Origin of the sequence: Kitasatospora albolonga, assembly GCA_002082585.1 — a bacterium.
Classification (GTDB): domain Bacteria; phylum Actinomycetota; class Actinomycetes; order Streptomycetales; family Streptomycetaceae; genus Streptomyces; species Streptomyces stephensoniae.
The window spans coordinates 2,038,439-2,059,145 of the sequence record CP020563.1 but is presented as its reverse complement, the minus strand read 5'-3'; the positions used below and the strand labels follow the sequence as shown (position 1 = coordinate 2,059,145).

Sequence of the window (20,707 nt, the reverse complement as noted above, 5' to 3'; positions counted from 1 at the left end):
CGACGGTGCGGGCGGCCCCGGCTGCAATGGGTGGCATGCCGAATCAACGGGGTTTCACTGCGCCGGTCACCGCGATGACGGGACGGATACGGAGGGCCGACCGCCGGAAGCTGTGGGTCTGCGGCTGGCTTCTCGCCGGGGGATGGGCCGCGATGTTCCCGCTCGTCTCCACCGTGGGCACCCATCGTTCGTGGGGGGTCTTCGCCGCGGCCGGATACGCGGGCGCGGCCCTGGCCGCGTGCCGGCTGCCCAGCCCCCGGGCCCGTACCGCCGCTCTGGCGTCGGCTGTGCTGGGCGCCGTGGTCCTGCCCTTCCTGTACCTGGTTCTGACCGGCCGGGCACAGCTGGAGGTGAGGGTGGTCGAGCGCTCCGCCGAGCTGCTGATCCAGCAGGCCACGCCCTACCTGACCGACCCTCAGGAGCTCTCCGAGTACACGCCGTACCTGCCGGGCATGGCGTTCTTCGGTATGCCCCGGGCTCTGCTGGGGGACGGCGGGTGGGCGGTCCGTCTCCTGGGAGACGCACGGGTCTGGTTCGCCGCCGCGCTCCTTCTCTCGCTCCGGGCGGGCCGGACCGTTCTCCGTCCTGCCCCCGGGGGCTCCTCCCCGGGCGGCCACCGGGCGTACCGGACCGCTGTAGTGGTGCTGGTGGCCTCCCCTCCCGTGGCGCTCTCCCTGTGCGTCAGCGGCGTCGACCTCCCGTTGACCGGGCTGTGCTGCCTCGCGCTCGCCCTCGTCCTCCGTAACCGCCCGGTGGCCGCCGGACTGGTGCTGGCCGCCGCGTGCTCCCTCAAGTGGACGGCGTGGCCCGCCGTCGCGGTCGCCGCTTCGGCGCTCGGCGGCGCGTACGGCATGCGGGCGGCGGTACGCCTCGTGGCCACGGCGGTGGCCGGGACCCTCGTCCTGGTGCTGCCGAGCGCCCTGCTCGCACCCGGCCCGATGGTCCAGCAGGTGCTGGCCTTTCCCACCGGCCGGGGCGAGGTGGCCACCCCGGCCGCCAGCCCACTGCCCGGCCGTCTGCTCGCCGACACCGGGCAGTTCGGCTGGTACACGGCGGTCGCTCTGCTCGTCTGCGGCGGAGCCGCCGTCGCCGTTTCCCTGGTCGTGCGGCCGCCCGGCACCCTGGTGGCCACCGCCGACCGGCTCGCCGTCGGGATGAGCATCGCCTTTCTGCTGGCCCCCGCAGGCCGGTTCGGCTATCTCGCGCTTCCTCTCACGCTCGTCGTGTGGGCCCGGCTGGAGTCCGGCCGCCACGCCGAGAGCACGCCCGTCCTCCGCAAGGCGGTGGAGCGGCGCCGACGGGGCGCGGAGCAGCCGACGTGTCCGGTCCCCGCCTCCACGACCGGCGCAGACCGGAGCGTCGACCACCCCGCTCGGGCCGCTGGGACGCCGGCCGTCGGCATGTCGGCCGCTGTCGGCACGCCGACTGTCGGTACGCAGGCCGACGACCGCCGCTCCGGCGGCTCCTGGGACCCGGGATCGGCCCGCCGGGTCCCGAGACCCGCCCCGAACCCGGCAGCCGCTCGCCCCGCACCCGCGCCCGCCCACCGGGGCGCGGCCCCCACCCGACCACCGAGTACGAGCAGTGCGGCGCCTGGGCCCCGGAGCCACCGGCCCGCCGAGGCATCGAGACGAAAGCAGCCACGTTCCTCATGAGCACCACGCTGATCATCACCAACGACTTCCCGCCCCGGCTCGGAGGCATCGAGACCTTCGTCCACGCCATGGCGACCCGGGTGCCGGGCAACGACGTCGTCGTCTACACGTCCTCCGAGCCCGGCGCGGCCGAGTACGACGCCGGGCTGCCGTTCCCCGTGGTCCGGGATTCCGCCGGGACGCTGCTGCCCACCCGGCGGGTCACCGCGCGGGCACTGAGCCTGGCCAGGGAACACGGTTGCGACCGGGTGTGGTTCGGTGCCGCCGCCCCGCTCGCGGCCATGTCGCCGGCTCTCCGCCGCGGAGGCGTCCGGCGCGTCGTCGCCACGACACACGGCCACGAGATCTGGTGGGCCCGCACCCCCGGTGCCCGTCGGCTTCTCCGCCGGGTGGGCGACAGCGTCGACGTCGTGACCTACCTGGGGGAGTACACCCGCGTCCGCATCGCCCCGGCGCTGGGCCCACGGGCACGGCTGAGCAGGCTGGTCCCCGGGGTGGACGCCGGTGCCTACCGGCCGGACCACCCCGCGAGCGGCGCCGATGAGCTGCGCGCCCGGTACGGACTGGGGGACAGGAAGGTCATCCTCTGCGTGGCGCGGCTGGTTCCCCGCAAGGGGCAGGACACCCTCATACGCGCCCTCCCCCTGATCCGGCGCGCCGTTCCCGACGCGGCGCTGCTCGTGGTCGGCAAGGGCCCGGACGAGCGGCGGCTCCGTAGGCTCGCCCACCGGCACGCCGAGGGTTCGGTGGTCTTCGCCGGGGGTGTCAGCCATGCCGCGACGGCCGCGTACTACAGGGCCGCTGACGTGTTCGCGATGCCGTGCCGCACCCGCAGGGCGGGGCTGGAGGCCGAGGGGCTGGGCATCGTGTTCCTGGAGGCCGCCGCCGCGGGGCTGCCGGTGGTCGCCGGGAACTCCGGCGGCGCCCCGGACGCCGTGCTGGACGGTACGGGCGGCGCCGTCGTCGACGGGCGGGACGTGGCCGACGTGGCCGGGACGATCACCCGCCTGCTGCTGTCGCCGGACCGCGCGGCCATGGGGGCCGCCGGGCGGAGCTGGGTGGAGCGGGAGTGGTCCTGGGAGGGATCGGCCCGGCACCTCACGCGACTGCTGACCCCGGAACCGGACCGGCCCGGACGATCCGCCGGTCACCACCGGGGCGCGGCAGGCCCTCACCCCGGGGCGTCACGGCGCCGCTGAATCCGGTGAATCCGGGGCACTGCGCTGGTCGATGAGCTCCTGCGCCTGACCGTCCTCCAGCGCTTCGCCCACCCGAACGGGGCGCTCGCCCCCGGCCTGGCTACCATCCCCTGTGACCGAGACGACCAAGGCGACCGCGACGACCGCGACGAACGGAACAGGCCCAACAGCCGCAACAGCCGAAGCGACCGAGCAGACTGCCCGCCGCCCCCGCGTCTTCGCCGACCTCACCCCGCTGCGGACCTCCCCCGACTACCGGCGGCTCTGGTTCGGGAACACCGTGTCCTGGATCGGGCAGGGGATGACGGCCCTCGCCGTCTCGCTCCAGGTCTACGACATCACCGGGTCCGCGTTCTCCGTGGGGCTCATCGGGCTCTGCTCGCTCGTGCCGCTCGTCGTGTTCGGGCTCTACGGCGGAGCCGTCGCCGACACCGTCGACCGGCGCAAGCTCGGTCTGTTCAGTGCGGCGGGGTCGTTCTCCCTGGCGCTCGTCCTGATGGCCGCCACCTTCGCGGGCATCGAGAACGTCGGCCTCCTGTACACGGTCGTCGCCCTCCAGGCCGTCTGCTTCGCGCTCAACGCCCCGGCCCGCTCCTCGATGGTCGCCCGGCTGCTGCCGCCCGAACAGCTGCCCGCCGCCAACGCGCTGAGCTCCATGACCAGTACGACGGGCGCGCTCGTCGGGCCGATGCTGGGCGGGCTGATCGTCGGCTGGTGGGGGTACCGCGCCGCGTACACCGTCGACGCCGTCACCTTCACCGCCTCCCTCTACGCGATGTGGCGGCTGCCCTCGATGCTGCCCGGCCGGAAGGCGGAGGGCGAGGTCCGCAAGCGGGCCTCCGTGCTGGACGGGCTGCGGTTCCTCGGGACCCGGCCCAACCTCCGTATGACCTTCTTCACCGACCTGTGCGCCATGGTGCTCGCCCACCCCCGGGCGCTCTTCCCGGTGGTCGCCGTCGTCTGGTACGGAGGTGACGCCCGGACCACCGGCATGCTCGTTGCCGCCCCGGCGCTCGGGGCGCTCCTCGGCGGGGTGTTCTCCGGCTGGCTCGGCCGCGTCCGCCGCCACGGCCTCGCCGTCCTGCTGGCCGTCGGCAGCTGGGGGGCCGCCATCGCCGTCTTCGGGCTCACCCGCCACCTCTGGCTCGGGCTGCTCCTCCTGGCGCTCGCCGGATGCGCCGACACCGTGTCCATGGTCTTCCGCAACACCATGCTCCAGGCGGCCGTCCCGGACGAGATGCGGGGCCGGCTCCAGGGCGTCTTCATCGTCGTCGTGGCGGGCGGGCCCCGGCTCGGGGACTTCCTGGCCGGTTCGGTGGCCGACCTCACCTCGCCGGGCGTCGCCGTCGTCGGAGGAGGCGCCGCCTGTGTCGTCGCGGTCGGTCTGCTCGCCCTGAAGTGGCGGGGCTTCGCCCGCTACGACGCCCGGGACCCGCTGCCGTAGCCGCCTACCGGACGATCGAGCGGGCGACCCCCAGCTCCACCAGGTCCTGGGGACGCAGGCGGAGCTGGTCGGCGGTGGCGCCCGTCTCCTCCGGCGGGCGCTTGAGGATCGCCGCCGCCAGTTCGGGGGCGATGACGGAGAAGTAACTGTCCGCCGTGACATGGGTGTTGCCCGGCGCGGCGAGGGCCAGCGCCCCGCCCGAGCCGCCCTCGCCGATCACCAGCGTCGTCACCGGGACCCGGGCCGCCGCGATCGCCGCGAAGGCGTCCGCGATGGCCGCGCCCGCGCCCGCCCGTTCGGCCTCGGCGTCGTTGGCGGCGCCGGGGGTGTCGACCAGGGTGAGGACGGGGACGCCGAGCCGGTCCGCGAGCCGGATCGTGCGGGCCGCCGCGCGGTACCCGGCCGGGCGGGTCGCGGTCCCGCACTGGGCGACGTACGCGACGGCCTGCCCGTCCGCACGCAGCCCGAACCCGCTCAGCAGCCCCGGATCGCTGCCGCCGCACCTGTCTCCGTGGAGGGGCAGGCGTATGGTGAAGTAGTCGTCCAAGTACGCCTCCGCACGCGGCCGTTCAGCGGCCCGGGCGCGCTCCACCGCTTCCCGCCCGCTCGCGGGCAGCCCGGCAGCGGATGCCGCCCGGGCCCGGGGGAGCGGGGCGGCGGCGGGCCCGGATGTTTCCTGCGGGCCCGGGCTCCCGGACGCCTCCTGCGGGGGTACGCCGGAGGGGCCGTCGGCCTCGGGAGTGCCGGTTGTCCCGGGCCCGCCTGACGTGCCGTCGGCCTCCGTCCGGCCGGGCGGTCCGCCCGCCCCCAGCGCCCGCAGCCACAGTCCCACCGTGCGCGGCAGCTCCCCGGCCGGGACCACCGCGTCGACCTGGCCCGCCGCCGACTGCCCCTCGGCGCTGTACGCGTACGGGTCCGCGTCCGGCGGCCGTACCCGGGACCCCGCGAAGCCGACCTGGGCGCCCGGCAGGGCCAGCACCACATCCGCGCCCGCCCCCACCGTGGCCCAGCCGCCGCCGGTCGTGGGGTCGCGGACCACGGCGATCTGCGGGAGCCCCGCCGCGCGCAGCCGGGTGGCGGCGGCCGCCACCCGCTGGAGCTGGGTGAGCGCGACCATGCCCTCCTGCATCCGGCTGCCGCCCGTGGCGACGAGCGCGAGCAGCGGGAGGCGCCGGGCCAGGGCGAGTCCGTACGCCGCCTCCAGACGGTCACCTGTCAGCTGGCCCAACGAGCCGCCCAGGAAGCCGAATTCGAAGGCGAGGAGGACACATTCCCGGTCGCCCACGACCCCCGTCCCGTACACCACGGACTCGTCCTCGCCTGTGCGTTCCGCCGCCCGCTCCCGCGCCGCGTCGTACCCCGCCCAGCCCAGCGGCCCGTCCGGCGGCAGGGTGCGCGGCGGCGGGCGGTGCTCGGTGAAGCCCGCCGGGCCGGTGAGGAGCGTGATCGTCTCCCGGGCCGTCATACGGGGGGAGCGGGGTGAGGGGTCAGCGGACATGGAGCGACCTCTTCATGATCTTGCCCAGGTCGTTGCGGGGCAGGGCGTCCAGATAGTGCACCGTACGGGGGCGCTTGTGCGGGGCCAGTTGGGCCGCCACATGGTCCGCCAGCTCTTCCGAAGGAGGGGGAGAGCCGGGGTCGGCCGCCACCACCCACGCCACGACCCGCTCGCCCAGGTCCGGGTCCTCCTCGCCGGTCACGGCCGCCTCCCGGACGCCGGGGTGGCCGAGCAGCACGTTCTCGATCTCGCCCGCGCCGATCTTGTAACCGCCGCTCTTGATCAGGTCGGTGGCCTTGCGCCCGACGATCGTGACGTACCCGTCCGCGTCCACCGTGCCGACATCGCCCGTACGGAACCAGCCGTCCGCCGTGTGCGCGGCGGCCGTGGCGTCGGACCGGTTCAGATAGCCGGTGAAGAGGTTCGGGCCCCGGACCTGGATCTCCCCGATCGCCTCCGGCCCCTCCAGCACCGTGCCGTCCTCCTCCACCAGGCGCAGCTCCACCCCGGCGAGCGGCGGGCCGACCGTGCCGGGGCGCGGGGCACCGTCCGCCCGGATGCCCGTGTTCATCAGGGTCTCCGTCATCCCGTACCGCTCGATCACCCGCCGCCCGGTCGCCGCCGCGATGCGTTCGTGGTCGTGCGCGGGGAGCGCCGCCGAACCGGAGACCAGCAGCCGCGCCCCGGCCAACGCCCTTGCCAGCGCGTCCCGTTCGGTGCCGCCCGCCGGGGCGTCCAGCACCTCGGCCAGCCGGTGGTACATCGTCGGTACGCCGAACAGCATCGTGCCCCCGGACCCCAGCTCCCGGGCCACGCCGTCGGCGGAGAACTTCCCCAGGTGGCGCAGGGCACCGCCGCGCCGCAGCGGGCCGAGGACACCCAGGATCAGCCCGTGCACATGGAACAGCGGCAGCGCGTGGACCAGGACGTCGTCACCGGTCCACCCCCAGGCGTCCTCCAGCGCGTCCAGCGACGCGGCGATGGCCCGTCGCGGCAGTACGGCACCCTTGGGCGGGCCGGTGGTGCCGGAGGTGTAGACGATCAGGGCGGGGGACTCGGGGTCCGCCTCGCCCGCCGAAGCCGACGTCACCGAAGGCCCCGACGCCGAAGCCGCCGGTCCCTCAGGCCGTCCGGTCTCCGCCCGCGCGTCGACCGTCACCCGCCGCAGCTCCTCCAGCGCGGCGGGCAGCGCGTCGTCCGGCCCCGCCAGTACGGCCGTGGGCTCGCTGTCGGCCAGGATGTGCGCCAACTCGCGTTCGCCGGTACGGGGGTTGAGCGGCACGGCCGGCACCCCGGCCCGCAACGCCGCGACCACCGCGATCACCGTCTCCGGCGTCGGGGTGGCCCAGACGGCGACCCGGCCCGCGTCCGCGATCCGGGCGGCGAGGGCGGTGGCGGCGGCCAGCTCGCCGTAGGTCAGGGAGAGGGCACCGAAGCGGACGGCCTCCCGGGAGGCTGCCGGGCCGGTGGGGGACTGGAGCGCGGGGAGAAGGAGGGTCACGCCGGGAAGCCTAGGGCTTCGGCCCGGAGCTCGCCGGGAGCCGGACACCGATGAGGGCAGCGTCACTCCGGGACGGCGGCGGCCGACGGTATCGCCTGCTGGCAAGGGCCCGGGGTGGGCCCGGGGGCAGTTCGGTGAGCCTCTGCCCGGCAGGGCGGGCAGGGCGGGTCCGGTGAGCCGGTCTCAGGAGGCGGAGGCGGAGGGGACCTTGACCTTCTCGGCCCCGGTCCGCCGTATGCGCTCGGTGCCCCACCGCCCCAGGGAGGCCAGGGCCGCGTTGAGCGAGACGCCGTGCTCCGTCAGGGAGTACTCGACCTTCGGAGGCATCTGGCGGTACACCTCGCGGTGTACGAGCCCGTCCTCCTCCATCTCCCGCAGATGCTGGATCAGCATCTTCTCGCTGACGCCCGGCAGCCCGCGCCGCAGTTCGGCGAACCGGCGGGTCCCGTAGTGGTCCAGCTCCCAGAGGATCAGCGGCTTCCACTTTCCGGTCACCACATCCATGGCCGCGTCGATGCCGCAGAAGTAGGGCCCGTTCCGTGCCGACGGTGCCATCCGCCCTCCCCCAAGACGCACTTACCTACGAGTTAGTACCTGACTAATTAGTCCGTACTGGTCAACCCTACTGGCTGCGGAGAGGATCGAACCGAAGGAAAAGCAGAGGGAAAAGCCGAAGGAAAGACACGAGGAGGAGTGCCGGAAATGGCAGTCGACATCAGCGTCCAGGTCAGTGTTCTCGGACTGGGGGAGATGGGCAGGGCCCTCGCGGAGGCCCTGGTGAAGGCCGGGCACGGGACGACGGTCTGGAACCGCACACCGGGCCGGGCGGACGGCCTCGTCGCCCAGGGCGCCCACGCCGTCGGCACGGTCGGCGAAGCGGTCCGGGCGGGGGACCTGGTGATCGTCTGCCTGCTGGACCACGCGTCGGTCCATGAGGTGCTCGACCCGGTCGTCGGGGAGCTGGCCGGGCGGACACTGATCAACCTCACCACCACCTCCCCGGCCCAGGCACGGGAGTCCGCCGAGTGGGCCGCCCGGGCCGGGATCGCGTATCTGGACGGCGGGATCATGGCGAGGCCGCAGATGATCGGCGGGCCCGGGGCGTCGATCCTCTACAGCGGCTCCGGCGAGGTCTTCGACACGTACCGGGAACTGCTCGACCTGTGGGGGACCAGCGTCTACTTCGGCGAGGACGCCGGACTGGCGTGCCTGTACGACCTCGCGCTGCTCTCGGGCATGTACGTCATGTTCGCCGGGTTCCTGCACGGTGTCGCCATGGTCACCCCCGCCGGGGTGACGGCGAGGCAGTTCGCGGCTCTGGCCACACCTTTCCTGGCCGCCATGACCGGCGGCTTCGAAGGGTTCGCCGAGGTCGTCGACGGCGGGGACTACACCGTCGAAGGGCAGCAGAGCCTCTTCTTCTCCCAGCTCGGTGACCTCGTGGACGCCAGTTCCGACCAGGGCATCGGCACCGAGGTGATCGGCATGGTCGAGGCGCTCATCCAGCGCCAGATCGAGGCGGGCCACGGAGAGGAGGGCTTCGCCCGGATCATCGAGAGCATCAGGCAGCCGGGCTGATCCCCGCGCAGCACGGGAGCAGGCCGGACCGGGCCTCAGCCGTCGCGCTGGAGGGTCCGCATCCGCCCGTACGCGTACACGCATCCCGCCAGCGCCAGATCGGACAGGAGCATGAAGCCGATCGCGTACGAGTCCTTGGCGCTGTAGATCGCGCCCATCACCAGCGGCGGTACGAAGCCGCCGAGCCCGCCCATCGCGCCGACGATGCCCGTCACACTGCCCACCTTCGGCTGCGGGGTCACCTGCGAGACCAGCGCGAAGACGCTGCCGCTCGCCGTACCGAGCCCGGCCGCCATGGCCAGCAGCGCGATCGTGCCGATCGGGTTCAGCGGCGGCTCGAAAGCCTGGACGACCGCCATCAGAGCCGCCGCCAGCAGCGCGCCCGCCGTCACCAGCGCGGGGTGGACACGGTCCGAGAGCCAGCCGCCGATCGGCCGGAAGACGACCGTGACCAGCGCGAACCCGGCCGCCTTGGTGCCCGCCTCGGTCGGTGACATCTCGTACCAGGTCTTCAGGTACGTCGGCAGATAGACCCCGAACGCCACGATGCCGCCGAACCCGATCGCGTACAGCGCCGACAGCTCCCAGGTCACCCGCAGCTTCCCGGCCTCGCCGAGGCGGTGCACCAACGTGTCCGTGGGGATCTTCCGGTCGGGCCGGTCGCTGACGAGTACGGCGGCGAGCAGCGCGTACACCAGCAGGGCCCCGGCGACCACGAGGAAGGGGAGGTTGTCGCCGTGGCCCGCGATGCGCGGGGTGAAGTAGCCGGAGAGCGCCACCCCGCCCATGCCCATGCCGAACACGCCGAGCGCGAACCCCCGCTTGGCGGGCGGGAACCACGAGTTGACCAGCGGGACGCCGATCGCGAACGTCGTCCCGCCGAGCCCCAGCAGGAAGCCGACCGCGATCATCGCCCCGTACGAGTTCTTCGCCGGGATCAGCAGCAGCACCGGCACGATGGTCAGCGCCGACACCAGCGGGAACATCAGCTTCGCGCCGTACTTGTCCGTCAGAGCGCCCACCGGGATACGGCCGAGCGACCCGACGAGCACCGGCACGGCCACCAGGAACGACTGCTGGAACGAGCTGAGCCCGAGCCGGTCCTTGTAGTCGCCGGACATCGGCGCGATCAGGTTCCACGCCCAGAAGGTGAGGGCGAAGCCGATCGTGGCCATGACGAGATTGCGGTACGCGGCGGGGGAGGGCGCGGCCCCCGCCGGGGCGGGGGTGTCCGGGGGCTCGGGGGACTGCTTGACGGCGGTATCCACACCGCAAGTCAAGGGCGCGGGGGAGCGCACGGCCCGCCGGACTGCGCCGACCGGGCGACAGCCCGCTGCCTGCGGCCCCTGCACGCTTCCCTCAGCCGATATCGCCGCAAGCTGGGACAATCGCCGTATGGATCGGCTGGACAGGGAAATCCTCGGCATTCTCCAGGAGGACGCCCGGATCTCGTACCGGGATCTGGGCGTACGCGTGGGGCTCAGCGCCAACGCGGCGGGCGACCGGGTCCGCCGCATGCGCCGGGACGGGGTGATCCGCGGCTTCACGGTCATCGTCGACCCGGCCGCCGACACCCGTTCGGGCCTGGTCGTCTTCATCGATGTGACGCTGCGGCTCGACACGACGAACGAGGAGTTCGAGCGCTCGGTGCTGATGCTGCCCGGGATCACGGAGGTGGTGCACGTGACGGGCGGCCACGACTACCTGATCCGCGCCACGGCGGCCGACCCGGTCTCGCTGGACACGCTGCTGCGGCGGCTCAAGCGCGAGGCGGGCGTGGCCCACTCCAACACCCGGATCGCGCTGCGGGCGGCTCCGAAGCACTGACCACGGGCGTGCCCCGTGCCGGGGCAGGTGGCGTCCGTCAGGTCGCAGCGCCGCTCCCCCCTCCCAGGTCACAGCGGCGCCTGCCAGGTCACCGTCGTCGGCCGGCCGCCCTCCTCGCCCTGCCCGTCGTCCGCCACCACCAGACGCACCGCGCTCCGCCCGTCCGGCAGCCGCCCCGTCGCGTCCACCTCCACATCGATGGCCGACACCCCCGGCCTGCGGTGCGCGGCGGCCAGCGCCCCGCGCAGCGCGGCCAGCAGCTCCCGGCCCGCCTCGTCGCCCACCAGCGCGTCCACCGGCCCCGTGAAGTGCACCGACGGCGGAAAACCCAGCAGCGCCGACGCGCCCCCGGTCTCCCTCAGCACCCGGCCCCGGAACGTGCTCGGGGCCTCGGCGGGCGGCTGCTGGAGGGCGAAGATCGCGGTGCGGACCTCCTGGATGGTGGAGTCCAGCTCGTCCACGGCCCGCCCGAGCAGCTCACCGGCCCCTTCCCGGCCCGGCCGCTCCCGGAGCCCGTCCTCGGCCGAGGGACCGCCCGTACGCCCGCCCGCGCCCGAGGGACCGCCCGTACGCCCGCCCGCGCCCGAGGCGCCGCCCGTGTCCTCGCCCACCGCCCGCCTGCGCGTCGACTCCAGCATCATCTCCGTCGCGAAGAGCCGCTGCACCACCAGATCGTGCAGGTCACGGGCGATCCGGTCGCGGTCCTCGTACACCGCGAGCTGCTCCCGGTCCGCCTGCGCGTCCGCCAGCACCAGCGCGAGGGCGGCCTGCGAGGCGAACTGGGTCGCCAGCAGCCGGTCGACCGCCGTGTACGGGGGCGCGCCGCGCCGCCGGGGCAGGGCGAGGGTGCCGATGAGCCGGCCGCCGCTCTGCAACGGCAGCATCATGCTGGGCCCGAACCGGGACCGTACGTCGGTGGTCATCCGGGGATCGGTGGCGGAGTCGTCGATGAAGACCGGTTCGCCGCCCAGGAGCTGGACCAGGACGGGGGAGCCGGGGGCGATCGTCGTACCGACGATGCCCGCCGGGTCGTCGAGCGTGGAGGCCGTCACGATCTCCATCCCGCCCGCCTCCGTCGGCTGGAGGATCACCCCGGCCGAGGCCCCGGCGAGCACCCGGGCGCTCTCGGCCACGGTCATCAGGGCGTCGGCCGCGTCCGTCCCGGTCAGCAGGGCCGTGGTGACGGCCGCCGCCCCCTCGATCCAGCGCTCGCGCTGGCGGGCGCTCTCGTAGAGCCGGGCGTTGCCGATCGCGATGCCCGCCTGGGAGGCGAGGACGTACAGCAGGGCCCGGTCCGTCTCGGTGAAGGGACCCGGACTCTTCTCCGTCAGGCAGAGGTGGCCGAAGAGTTCGGTGTGCACCTGGATCGGGGCGGTGAGGACCGGGGCCGTGAGGGAGGTCCGCGCGGGCGGTCCGCCCGTCGCCCGGTCGCCGACCCCGCCGACCCCGCTGCCCGTGCGCGGGAGCCCCGCGCGGCTCTCCGGGAGGAGGCGGTCGATGCGCTCCCGCTCCGCCCGGGTCATCCCGGTGGCGTAGAGCGCCTCGGTCCGGTCGTGGTCGGGCTCCAGGACGTGGAGCGTCCCGTGCCGGGCCCCGGTCAGGGCGGTCGCGGTGTCCACGATCTGCTGGAGGGTGGCCCGGAGCCCGAGCTCGCTGCCGATGCTGAGGACGGCCTCCAGGAGCATCGGCAGCCGGTCCTCGGATGACGGTGACAACGAGGAAGCCCTAACCCGCCAGCGGGTTGAGGACCATCGGCTGGATCTTGCCGTCCAGCATCGCGCCGAGGCCGAGCACCGAGCAGACGTCGGGGCGCTCGGCGATGAGCACCGGCATACCGGTCGCGTCCCGGAGCATCTGGTCGAGCCCCGGCAGCAGCGCGCTCCCGCCCACCATCATGATCCCCCGGTCCGCGAGGTCGGCCACCAGATCGGGCGGGCACGCGCGCAGCACCTTGCCCACCCCGTCGAGGACGGCGGTGAGCGGAGTGTGGATGGCCTGCCGTACGGCGGCGGTGTCGACCTGCACCGAGCGGGCCAGACCGGTCGCCACGTCCCGGCCGTGGATCTCGGTCAGGGCGGGGCCGGTGAGCTGGAGGCCGTTGCCGTGCAGCGCCAGTTGCAGCGGGCGCACGGACTGGCTCGGGAGCATCAGCTCGTGGTGCTGGCGCAGGTGCTGGATGACCGCCTCGTCGATGGCATTGCCGCCCACCGGGATACGGACGGCCGTCACGATCGAGCCGAGCGAGAGCACCGCGATCTGCGTGGTGGCCGCACCGCAGACCATGATCATGGTGGCGGTCGGCTGCTCGACCGGCAGCCCGCAGCCCACGGCCGCCGCGATCAGGGTGTCGACCAGCTCGACCCGCCGGGCGCCCAGCCCGACGAGGGTCTCCACGGTGGCGCGCTGGGCCAGCGGATCGGCCTCGTGCGGGGTGCAGGCGGCGGCGCGCAGCCGGGGCTTGCGGCGGAGCTGGCGGCGCAGCTTGTCGCCGAGGAGGTGGCGCAGCATCCGCTGGGCCATCTCGATGTCGACGACGGTGCCGCCGGAGACCGGGCGGACGACCCGGATGTACTCGGGGGTGCGGCCGGTCATCTGCTCGGCGAGCACACCGACCGCGATGAGCGAGCCGGTACGGGTGTTGACGGCGGCGACGCTCGGTTCGTCCACGACGAGCCCGAGCCCCTTGACGTACACACGGGTCCTCGCGGCCCCGAGATCGACGGCGATGTGGCAACGCTGCAACTGCTCAAGGCTGACGGTCACGGCAGGCTCTCCCGAGAGCGCGGACGGTGGTACCGGCGGCAGCCGGCCTCTCCTCGCATCGTCGCGTTCCCGGCCGGGCGGCGCGCGCTGGGATGCGCCGTACGTGGGGCCGGAAGCTGACGGCCCGCCAGGTCTCCAGGTGCCTCCTCGGAGGCGCATCGGGCCGTACGCCAGGTCTCTCCTCGGACGCGCATCGGGCTGTACCCCCGGCCCTCACCCCGGCAGCAGCCGCTGGAACAGCCCCCACGTGAACTCGGCGACGTACCGCTCCCCGCTGCCCGGGTCCGTGACGGCCAGGGCCCACCGGGTCGGTGCGCTGCCCTCCATCGGCCGCGCCGGGGGAAAGGCGCGGGCCACCTCGTCCACCGTGCACGACCAGGGGCGCAGAGCCGGTACGGAGGTGAGCTCGGGGCCCGCCGCCCCCGGGGCCCGGACGAGCCACTCGTTCCACACCGCCCCGCCCGGCGCGGCCGTCACCTCGAACCGGAGGTCCGGCCAGAGCGGCACCGGCCAGAGCAGCGCCTCGCACTCCAGGTCGCCCAGGCGGCGCTTCAGCGTCAGCTCCGGCTCGCCGAGCACCGAGCGGTAGCGGCGCAGCGCGCCCCGGCCCCGGGGCGCGCGGACCATGGCCTGCCAGCGCCGGTTGGCCTCCCTCAGGTCGGCGAGCGAGGCGCTCAGCTCCTGCCGTGCCTCCTCGGCCAGTCCGGGCTGGTGGTCGGCCATCCGGCGGAGCAGGACGAGCTGGAACTCGCGGGGGCCGAAGGGGGTGGGAGCGGTCATGTTGCCCATCTTCCCGCAGGTCAGGCGTATCGGACCGGCTGTTCGCGGAATCCGGTGTTCCTCACAGAACCCTCACCTGGTCCGCTTCCTCCGTTGATCTGTCCACGTCTAATCTGCGGGCGCCATGGATTACTGCGACCCGTGCCGACGGCATCTCAACGGAGCTCTGGCCTGCGCCGGGTGCGGAACTCCCGCCGAGGCGCTGAGCCCCTTCACGGTGCCCGCGCCGACGCCTGCCGGGCGTGCGCCGGGCGCGCCGGACGAGGCCGCCGCGCCGGTGCCCGCCGCCCGCTCCCGCCGCCGTGCGCGGGGCGGCCACCGCAGACGCGGCCGTACGGCGCTGCTCGCGGCGGGCGGGCTGGTCCTCGCGGCGGGTGGGCTGAGCCTGGCGGAGCTGGCCGCGGAGCCGGACCGGGGCGGGGTCGCCGCCGACTTCGTACGGGAGGCGCCGCGGGCTCCCGAGGACTCCGCGCCGGACTCCTCGTCCGGGGAGGCGCCGAGGGACCCGGGCCCGCTCCCTTCCCGTACGGGCGTGGCACCGGGCCCCTCACCGGACGCGGCGCCGACGCGTGACGCCCCCACGGGTGAGCCCTCGGGCGGCGCCTCGGACGCCCCGGGCCCCGAAGCCTCCCCGGCCACGGCCCCGCCCGCCGAGTCCCCGGACCCGGGCCCGGACCCCGACGGCGCGGGTCCCTCCGGTGACCCCGGTACCGCGCCCGCCGACCCGCCCGACCCGGACGGTCCGGCAGCGCCCCCGACCGCCCCGGCACCCCCGCCGCCGGACGAGCCGACGCAGGCCCCGGCGCCCACCCCGACACCGTCCCCGACCTGCACCCGCTTCCTGTGGTGGTGCGCGTAGGGCCCCGGGTTGTGCCTCGGGCGCGCAGGCCCCCGGCTACGCCTCGCCCAGCATCCGCCGCAGCAGATCCCGCAGCACCGTCCGCTCGCCGTCGGACAGCCCGGCCAGCGGCTCCCGGGCGAAGTTCAGGGAGTCCCGCAGCTCCCGGGCCGTCCGCGCGCCCGTCTCCGTGGCGGCGGCCAGCTTCACGCGGCGGTCGGCCGGGTCCGGCCGGCGTTCGACCAGGCCCCGGGTCTCCAGGCGGTCGACGATGCCGGTCACGTTCGACGGCTCGCACTTCAGCTTGACGGCGATCTTCCGCATCGGCGTGGGCTCCAGCGCGAGCAGCCCGAGGACCCGCGCCTGCGCCCCGGTCAGGGAGTGCTCGGCGGCGGCGCGGTCGTACTCCTCGTGGTAGCGCGCCACGACGGTGCCGATGAGCTCGACGACCTCGAGGGTCAGGGGGTCTGTGCGGGTGGTCATGGGGACCAGCGTACCGATTTACTTGACAATATGAAATATTAAGGCGCAGGGTTGTTTCATGTAATGAAGCTTTTTCCTGAGGCTTCCCCCCCCGTAGGACATTGAGGAGAACCCGAGCCCATGTCTGCAGCACTTCCCGCGTCCAGCCGCGAATGGCACCTCGTCGCCCGCCCCCACGGCTGGCCCAAGGCCGAGGACTTCGCCCTGCGTGAGGCCGCAGTGGCCGCTCCGGCCGAAGGCCGCATCCTCGTCCGCAACAAGTACTTCTCCGTCGACCCGTACATGCGCGGCCGGATGAACGACGTGAAGTCGTACACCCCGCCGTTCAAGCTGGACCACCCCATGGACGGCGGCGCGGTCGGCGAGGTCATCGCCTCGAACGCCGAGGGGTTCGCCGTCGGTGACCACGTCCTGCACGGCCTCGGCTGGCGCGAGATCGCCGACGTGCCCGCCAAGCACGCGGTGAAGGTCGACCCCGGCCTCGCCCCGCTCTCCGCCTACCTCGGCGTGCTCGGCATGACCGGACTCACCGCCTACGCGGGCCTGTTCGACGTGGCCTCCTTCAAGGAGGGCGACGCGGTCTTCGTCTCCGGCGCCGCCGGGGCCGTGGGCAGCCAGGTCGGCCAGCTCGCCAAGCTCAGGGGTGCCTCCCGGGTCATCGGCTCGGCCGGCTCCGACGAGAAGGTCAAGCTCCTCGTCGAGGAGTACGGCTTCGACGCCGCGTTCAACTACAAGAACGGGCCCGTCCGCGACCAGCTCAGGGAAGCCGCCCCGGACGGCATCGACGTCTACTTCGACAACGTCGGCGGCGACCACCTCGAAGCCGCCATCGGCGCGCTCAACGTGCACGGCCGCGCCACTATCTGCGGCATGATCGCCCAGTACAACGCCACCGAGCCGACCCCCGGCCCGCGCAACATGGCGCTGATCATCGGCAAGCGGCTGCGCCTCCAGGGCATGCTCGTCGGCGACCACGCCGACCTCCAGCCGAAGTTCGTCGAGGAGGTCGCGGGCTGGCTGGCCTCCGGCGAGCTGAAGTACCGGGAGACGACGGTCGAGGGCATCGAGAACGGCTACGACGCGTTCGTCGGCCTCCTGCGCGGCGAGAACACCGGAAAGATGATCGTTTCCCTCGCCTGAGCCATGCCTGAGCCATGCGTGAACTGTGTGTGACCCGCCCCCGGCCCGCTCCGGTCACGCGTTAGGCTCATCCCAGGCCGTCGCGGTCGTGGGCGCGAGTCGCGGCGCACCAACAGGAGGAATCCTCACATCATGACCATCCAGAAGATCGACGTCGCCTACACCGCCGTCGCCACCGCCGAGAACGGCCGTGACGGCCGCGTCTCCTCGGACGACGGTCAGCTCGACGTCGTCGTCAACCCGCCGAAGGCGCTCGGCGGCAGCGGCGCGGGCACCAACCCGGAGCAGCTCTTCGCCGCGGGCTACAGCGCCTGCTTCCAGGGCGCGCTGGGTGTCGTCGCCCGCCAGGAGAAGGCCGACATCTCCGGCTCGACGGTCACCGCATCGGTCTCCATCGGCAAGACCGAGGCCGGCGGCTTCGGCCTGGAGGTCGCCATCAGCGCGACCATCCCGAACGTCGACGCCGCCACCGCCCAGTCGCTCATCGAGAAGGCCCACCAGGTCTGCCCGTACTCGAACGCGACCCGCGGCAACATCAAGGTCGAGCTGTCCGTGGCCTGATCACCGCACCGCCGTCCGAGGACCGCACCCCGCACCGGGGTGCGGTCCTCGCCGCTTCCGTACGCCAGTACGCTGACGTCCATGAACGATCTCGGGGCAGGCTTCGGCTACTTGGTGAAGGGGCAGCGCTGGGTCGCCGGGCACGGACGGTGGTTCGGCTTCGGGCTGCTCCCCGGGCTCATCACCCTCGTCGTGTACGCGGGCGCCCTGGTCGGACTCGCTTACGGCGCCGACGACTTCGTCGCCTGGGCCACCCCGTTCGCCGACGACTGGTCCTCGCCGTGGCTCGGGCTGCTCCGCACCACGCTGACCGCGCTCGTCTTCCTCTTCGGCCTGTTCCTCGCGGTCGTCACCTTCACCGCCGTCACCCTCCTGGTCGGCCAGCCGTTCTACGACTCGCTCTCCGAGGAGGTCGAGCGCAGCGAGGGCGGCGAGGTCCATGAGTCGGGGCTGCCGCTCTGGCGCGAACTGTGGATCTCCGCCCGTGACTCCGTACGCATCCTGCTGCGCGTCGCGTTCTTCGGGATCATCCTCTTCGCCTGCGGTTTCATCCCGGTGGTCGGCCAGACCGTCGTACCCGCGATCGGTGTCTGCGTCTCCGGTTTCTTCCTGGCCGAGGAGCTGACCGGGGTGGCCCTCCAGCGCCGGGGCCTGGTCCTGAAGAAGCGGCTCGGCCTGCTGCGCCGCCGTCGGCTGCTGGTGCTCGGCTTCGGCGTTCCGCTCGCCCTGTCGTTCCTGGTCCCGTTCGTCGCGGTGTTCCTGATGCCGGGCGCGGTCGCCGGGGCCACCCTCCTCGCCCGCGACCTGGTGGAGCCGGGCGAGGGCAACACCCCCGGCACCGGCACCGGTGACACGGCGGTGGCCGCCAAGGAGTGGACAGCGCCCGGCTCGTGACCGCGTGACCCCGTGACCTCGCGGCTTCGTGACCTCACGACTTCGTGAGCCTCGGCGCTCCGGCGCGTACGTCACGACACTTCGCGAGCCTCAGCGCTCCCGCGCGTACGTCATGACCCACGCGACGGTGAGCGCCAGCCCGAGAAGCCCGACGCCGAAGGTGCCGAGGGCCCGCCAGATCCCCTCGCCGTCCATCGCGGCGCGCACCCCGCCGCCGAGCCCGCCGACGGACATGCACAGACCGAGGACGAACGTCCGCGAACTCCGGGGCCGCAGCAGGCCCCCCGGGCCCGTGCGGCGACGGCCGGACAGCGGCGGTGGGCCCGCGGGGGGCGTCACTGGTATCGCACCTTCCCCGGCGCCCTGGGAGCGTCCACCCGGGTCTCGTTCAGTCTCTCGTCCTCCGGGGTGTAGTAGTGGTCGACGGCCGTCGCGCCGATGGCGACGGGCGTACCGAGCACCTTGCCCGCGAACTTGCTCACCATGTTGAGGACCCCGGGGCGAGCCCCCGCCGCAGGAGCCGTGGCCTTCTCGAGAAAATCGGCTCCCTTGCCCGCCGCGGCGGCCGGCTCGCCGCCGTGGAACCCCTCCCACGCGCCCTTCCAGTCTCCGCGCAGGTACGCCTGGCCGCCGCTTATCCAGGAGCGGTAACCGAGGAATTCGGCGGCGGGCTTGATGGTGCCGCTGCCCCACTTCTCGGGAGGCGTGAAGTCGACCGCGTTCAGCTTCGCCCGGGTCTCCTGCTCCTTGACCGTCTCCGCGTCCTTCAAGGAGTCGTAGTGCTCGGAGCTGAACCGGTGCGGGTCCTTCGTGAGGGCCGCCAGCCCCCCGGCGCAGCGCGCGTCCGCGTCGGCCGCGCGCTGGAGTATGGCTTCGATACGGGTGACGAGCGCGTCGATGTCGCTCCGGCCGGGATCGGCGCTCTCCACGTAGGTGATGACGCCGACCGGGGAGATCTTGACGCCGTAGGGCGGGGTCTCGTAGATCGCCACGAGTTCGGCCTTGGCCGCCGTCAACTCGCTCTGGACGCCCTTGAGCAGCGTGGTGATGCTCCCGGCCTGGATCGCGGCGTTCTGGAACTGGGACGCCGTCCTCGTGACGAACGGCTTGGTGACGGCGGCGTTCTCGCCCTTCCAGGACGTTCCCTGCGTATACGTACGCATGTCCTCCGCGTCCTTGGCGAGCTCCTTGAGCTTCTTGGTCATGGCCACCCAGTCCTCGATCGCCGAGTCGAGTGGCTTCGTCCTGAGATTCAGAAGCTGCTGAAACGTTGGCACAGGGCACCTCGCCTGAGTGAAGAGGAAGGACACGAAGGGGAAGCGGAGCGGATCATATGACCGGGCCCTGTGGCCTCGGCACCGCACGTCCTTCGTCCCTGCCGGGGACGTCGTAGTAGCCGGAGATCTTGGAGACGCTGAGCTGGGCGACGACCCAGTCGTCGTCCTTCTTCTTCGACGCCTTCGTGTAGTCGAGGTGGTTGGAGATGTGCGCGCAGGCGGAGAGCAGCGCCCCGACCTGCTTCGTCCAGGCCGTGCCCGCGGAGGTCAGCGCCTTGCCCGTCTCGAACCCGTCCGAGTTCAGGCTCGTGCCCGCGGCCTCGGTGGTGGACCCGGCGTGCTTGCCGTCGGCCTTGAGGTTGTTGTGCAGCAGATAGGCGAGGTGGCCGATCCTTCCCAGCTCGTCGTCGTAGGCGACGAGGTCCGCGCCGGTCGGTGAGGCGTCCGGGTCCCTCCCCGGCGCGCTGTTGAGCTGCATCCGGGCGGCGGCATCCGCCTTGAGTCCGGCCCACTCCTCTTCGAAAGACATGTATCCCCCTGGCGATCGTGACGGGCGACCGTGTGACGGATGCGGCCCGTCGTACAACGTTCTGATCTTCCGACAGCCTAGGCTCACGGCCTCTCAGCCTTTCTCGGCAGCCCCCTTCAGCAGCCCGAGGAAGTCACCGAACGCCTCCGGCATGTCCACGGCCTCCGGGTCCAGCAGCCACTGGTACTGGAGCCCGTCCATCACCGCCACCAGCAGCACCGCCGCCCGCTCCGGGCTCAGCCCGCCCGGCAGCGCGTCGCCGTACTCGGCGCGCAGGGTGGCCGCCATCGCGGCCCGGACCTGGGTGTAGCGGTGGGTGAAGAACTCCCGCGCCGGGTGCTCCTCCGTCACGCTCTCGCCGAGCAGCGCCGAAAAGGTCTGCACGATTCCGGGCCGCATCGCGTTGTACTCCACCAGCGAGCCCAGCAGCTCCAGCCGCCAGGCCCCGTCCTCGCCCCCGGCTCCGCCCCGGCCGCCGCCGGTGTCCCACCGGTCCCGGTCCTCCAGCACCGCCACCAGCAGCGCTTCCTTCGTCGGGAAGTAGTGCAGCAGCCCCTGCTGGCTCAGCCCCACCCGCTCGGCCACCGCGCCCAGCGTCGCGCCCCGGTAGCCGCGTTCGGCGATCACTTCGAGGGCGGCCCGCAGGATCTCGGCCCGCCGCTCCTCGCTCCTGGCCCGTGCCATCGCCGCCGCCTTCCGTACCGCCCGGCCCCACGCGGACGGCTCTCAGCAGGACCGTA

Annotated in this window: 20 protein-coding genes and 1 pseudogene; 9 read left to right on the top strand and 12 right to left on the bottom strand. The window is 73.4% G+C overall.

Annotated features, from left to right (window positions below):
• Positions 1–74: 74 nt before the first annotated feature.
• The 3 genes and pseudogenes from B7C62_08945 (at position 75) to B7C62_08935 (ending at position 4,298) form a co-directional block, all read left to right on the top strand.
• Positions 75–1,652 (top strand): annotated as a pseudogene (locus tag B7C62_08945) (hypothetical protein).
• Positions 1,652–2,854, top strand: a complete 1,203-nt coding sequence (locus tag B7C62_08940) for an alpha-(1-2)-phosphatidylinositol mannosyltransferase (GenBank protein ID ARF77060.1) — start codon at positions 1,652–1,654, stop codon at positions 2,852–2,854. Before B7C62_08945 ends, B7C62_08940 begins: the two are co-directional and overlap by 1 nt.
• Before the next feature lie 235 nt (positions 2,855–3,089).
• A complete protein-coding gene (locus B7C62_08935; GenBank protein ID ARF77059.1) occupies positions 3,090–4,298 on the top strand; it encodes an MFS transporter in 1,209 nt (402 codons plus the stop codon).
• Between the two features lie 4 nt (positions 4,299–4,302).
• Here B7C62_08935 and B7C62_08930 read toward each other — a convergent pair whose 3' ends face one another.
• The 3 genes from B7C62_08930 to B7C62_08920 form a co-directional block, all read right to left on the bottom strand.
• Complete coding sequence (locus B7C62_08930; GenBank protein ID ARF72385.1) at positions 4,303–5,763, bottom strand: acetyl-CoA carboxylase; 1,461 nt, start codon at positions 5,761–5,763, stop codon at positions 4,303–4,305.
• A gap of 22 nt (positions 5,764–5,785) precedes the next feature.
• Positions 5,786–7,297 carry an acyl-CoA synthetase gene (locus B7C62_08925; GenBank protein ARF72384.1) on the bottom strand — a complete coding sequence of 504 codons (1,512 nt, stop codon included), beginning with the start codon at positions 7,295–7,297 and terminating at the stop codon, positions 5,786–5,788.
• A gap of 183 nt (positions 7,298–7,480) precedes the next feature.
• Positions 7,481–7,852 (bottom strand): transcriptional regulator, encoded by a 372-nt coding sequence (locus B7C62_08920; protein ARF72383.1) that lies wholly within the window; start codon positions 7,850–7,852, stop codon positions 7,481–7,483.
• 147 nt (positions 7,853–7,999) lie between these two features.
• Between B7C62_08920 and B7C62_08915 the strand changes: the two genes are divergently transcribed.
• Complete coding sequence (locus B7C62_08915) at positions 8,000–8,875, top strand: 6-phosphogluconate dehydrogenase (protein ARF72382.1); 876 nt, start codon at positions 8,000–8,002, stop codon at positions 8,873–8,875.
• Positions 8,876–8,910: 35 nt separating this feature from the next.
• Here B7C62_08915 and B7C62_08910 read toward each other — a convergent pair whose 3' ends face one another.
• A complete protein-coding gene (locus tag B7C62_08910; protein ID ARF72381.1) occupies positions 8,911–10,143 on the bottom strand; it encodes an MFS transporter in 1,233 nt (410 codons plus the stop codon).
• Positions 10,144–10,270: 127 nt separating this feature from the next.
• Here B7C62_08910 and B7C62_08905 point away from each other — a divergent pair, with 127 nt between their 5' ends.
• A complete protein-coding gene (locus B7C62_08905; protein ID ARF72380.1) occupies positions 10,271–10,702 on the top strand; it encodes an AsnC family transcriptional regulator in 432 nt (143 codons plus the stop codon).
• A 68-nt stretch (positions 10,703–10,770) separates the two neighbouring features.
• Here B7C62_08905 and B7C62_08900 read toward each other — a convergent pair whose 3' ends face one another.
• The 3 genes from B7C62_08900 to B7C62_08890 form a co-directional block, all read right to left on the bottom strand.
• On the bottom strand, positions 10,771–12,387 hold the full coding sequence (locus tag B7C62_08900; GenBank protein ID ARF72379.1) for a histidine kinase: 1,617 nt from the start codon (positions 12,385–12,387) through the stop codon (positions 10,771–10,773).
• Positions 12,388–12,427: 40 nt separating this feature from the next.
• Positions 12,428–13,465: a rod shape-determining protein gene (locus B7C62_08895; protein ARF72378.1), complete on the bottom strand. Its 1,038-nt coding sequence runs from the start codon at positions 13,463–13,465 to the stop codon at positions 12,428–12,430.
• A gap of 213 nt (positions 13,466–13,678) precedes the next feature.
• Entirely contained in the window at positions 13,679–14,254 is a 576-nt protein-coding gene (locus B7C62_08890) for a hypothetical protein (protein ARF72377.1), read from the bottom strand.
• Between the two features lie 115 nt (positions 14,255–14,369).
• Here B7C62_08890 and B7C62_08885 point away from each other — a divergent pair, with 115 nt between their 5' ends.
• Entirely contained in the window at positions 14,370–15,104 is a 735-nt protein-coding gene (locus B7C62_08885) for a hypothetical protein (protein ARF72376.1), read from the top strand.
• A gap of 36 nt (positions 15,105–15,140) precedes the next feature.
• On the opposite strand, the gene B7C62_08880 is transcribed toward B7C62_08885, so the two are convergent.
• Positions 15,141–15,566 carry a MarR family transcriptional regulator gene (locus B7C62_08880; GenBank protein ID ARF72375.1) on the bottom strand — a complete coding sequence of 142 codons (426 nt, stop codon included), beginning with the start codon at positions 15,564–15,566 and terminating at the stop codon, positions 15,141–15,143.
• A 120-nt stretch (positions 15,567–15,686) separates the two neighbouring features.
• Here B7C62_08880 and B7C62_08875 point away from each other — a divergent pair, with 120 nt between their 5' ends.
• The 3 genes from B7C62_08875 to B7C62_08865 all read left to right on the top strand — a co-directional run bounded on the left by B7C62_08875 (position 15,687) and on the right by B7C62_08865 (position 18,161).
• A complete protein-coding gene (locus B7C62_08875; protein ID ARF72374.1) occupies positions 15,687–16,706 on the top strand; it encodes an NADP-dependent oxidoreductase in 1,020 nt (339 codons plus the stop codon).
• A gap of 132 nt (positions 16,707–16,838) precedes the next feature.
• A complete protein-coding gene (locus B7C62_08870) occupies positions 16,839–17,267 on the top strand; it encodes an organic hydroperoxide resistance protein (protein ID ARF72373.1) in 429 nt (142 codons plus the stop codon).
• A gap of 81 nt (positions 17,268–17,348) precedes the next feature.
• Complete coding sequence (locus B7C62_08865) at positions 17,349–18,161, top strand: hypothetical protein (protein ID ARF77058.1); 813 nt, start codon at positions 17,349–17,351, stop codon at positions 18,159–18,161.
• Between the two features lie 90 nt (positions 18,162–18,251).
• On the opposite strand, the gene B7C62_08860 is transcribed toward B7C62_08865, so the two are convergent.
• The 4 genes from B7C62_08860 to B7C62_08845 all read right to left on the bottom strand — a co-directional run bounded on the left by B7C62_08860 (position 18,252) and on the right by B7C62_08845 (position 20,651).
• Entirely contained in the window at positions 18,252–18,506 is a 255-nt protein-coding gene (locus B7C62_08860; protein ID ARF77057.1) for a hypothetical protein, read from the bottom strand.
• Positions 18,497–19,366, bottom strand: a complete 870-nt coding sequence (locus B7C62_08855; GenBank protein ID ARF72372.1) for a hypothetical protein — start codon at positions 19,364–19,366, stop codon at positions 18,497–18,499. The genes B7C62_08860 and B7C62_08855 overlap by 10 nt, the downstream gene beginning before the upstream one ends.
• Before the next feature lie 124 nt (positions 19,367–19,490).
• Positions 19,491–19,967 (bottom strand): hypothetical protein, encoded by a 477-nt coding sequence (locus B7C62_08850; GenBank protein ID ARF72371.1) that lies wholly within the window; start codon positions 19,965–19,967, stop codon positions 19,491–19,493.
• A gap of 93 nt (positions 19,968–20,060) precedes the next feature.
• A complete protein-coding gene (locus B7C62_08845; GenBank protein ARF72370.1) occupies positions 20,061–20,651 on the bottom strand; it encodes a TetR family transcriptional regulator in 591 nt (196 codons plus the stop codon).
• Positions 20,652–20,707 lie beyond the last annotated feature (56 nt).

Coding starts and splice junctions, on each gene's coding strand:
- B7C62_08940 (ARF77060.1), top strand. CDS start 1,652: ATGAGCACCACGCTGATCATCACCAACGACTTCCCGCCCCGGCTCGGA.
- B7C62_08930 (ARF72385.1), bottom strand. CDS start 5,763: ATGACGGCCCGGGAGACGATCACGCTCCTCACCGGCCCGGCGGGCTTC.
- B7C62_08920 (ARF72383.1), bottom strand. CDS start 7,852: ATGGCACCGTCGGCACGGAACGGGCCCTACTTCTGCGGCATCGACGCG.
- B7C62_08915 (ARF72382.1), top strand. CDS start 8,000: ATGGCAGTCGACATCAGCGTCCAGGTCAGTGTTCTCGGACTGGGGGAG.
- B7C62_08905 (ARF72380.1), top strand. CDS start 10,271: ATGGATCGGCTGGACAGGGAAATCCTCGGCATTCTCCAGGAGGACGCC.
- B7C62_08900 (ARF72379.1), bottom strand. CDS start 12,387: ATGCTCCTGGAGGCCGTCCTCAGCATCGGCAGCGAGCTCGGGCTCCGG.
- B7C62_08890 (ARF72377.1), bottom strand. CDS start 14,254: ATGGGCAACATGACCGCTCCCACCCCCTTCGGCCCCCGCGAGTTCCAG.
- B7C62_08885 (ARF72376.1), top strand. CDS start 14,370: ATGGATTACTGCGACCCGTGCCGACGGCATCTCAACGGAGCTCTGGCC.
- B7C62_08880 (ARF72375.1), bottom strand. CDS start 15,566: ATGACCACCCGCACAGACCCCCTGACCCTCGAGGTCGTCGAGCTCATC.
- B7C62_08875 (ARF72374.1), top strand. CDS start 15,687: ATGTCTGCAGCACTTCCCGCGTCCAGCCGCGAATGGCACCTCGTCGCC.
- B7C62_08870 (ARF72373.1), top strand. CDS start 16,839: ATGACCATCCAGAAGATCGACGTCGCCTACACCGCCGTCGCCACCGCC.
- B7C62_08865 (ARF77058.1), top strand. CDS start 17,349: ATGAACGATCTCGGGGCAGGCTTCGGCTACTTGGTGAAGGGGCAGCGC.
- B7C62_08855 (ARF72372.1), bottom strand. CDS start 19,366: ATGACCAAGAAGCTCAAGGAGCTCGCCAAGGACGCGGAGGACATGCGT.
- B7C62_08850 (ARF72371.1), bottom strand. CDS start 19,967: ATGTCTTTCGAAGAGGAGTGGGCCGGACTCAAGGCGGATGCCGCCGCC.
- B7C62_08845 (ARF72370.1), bottom strand. CDS start 20,651: ATGGCACGGGCCAGGAGCGAGGAGCGGCGGGCCGAGATCCTGCGGGCC.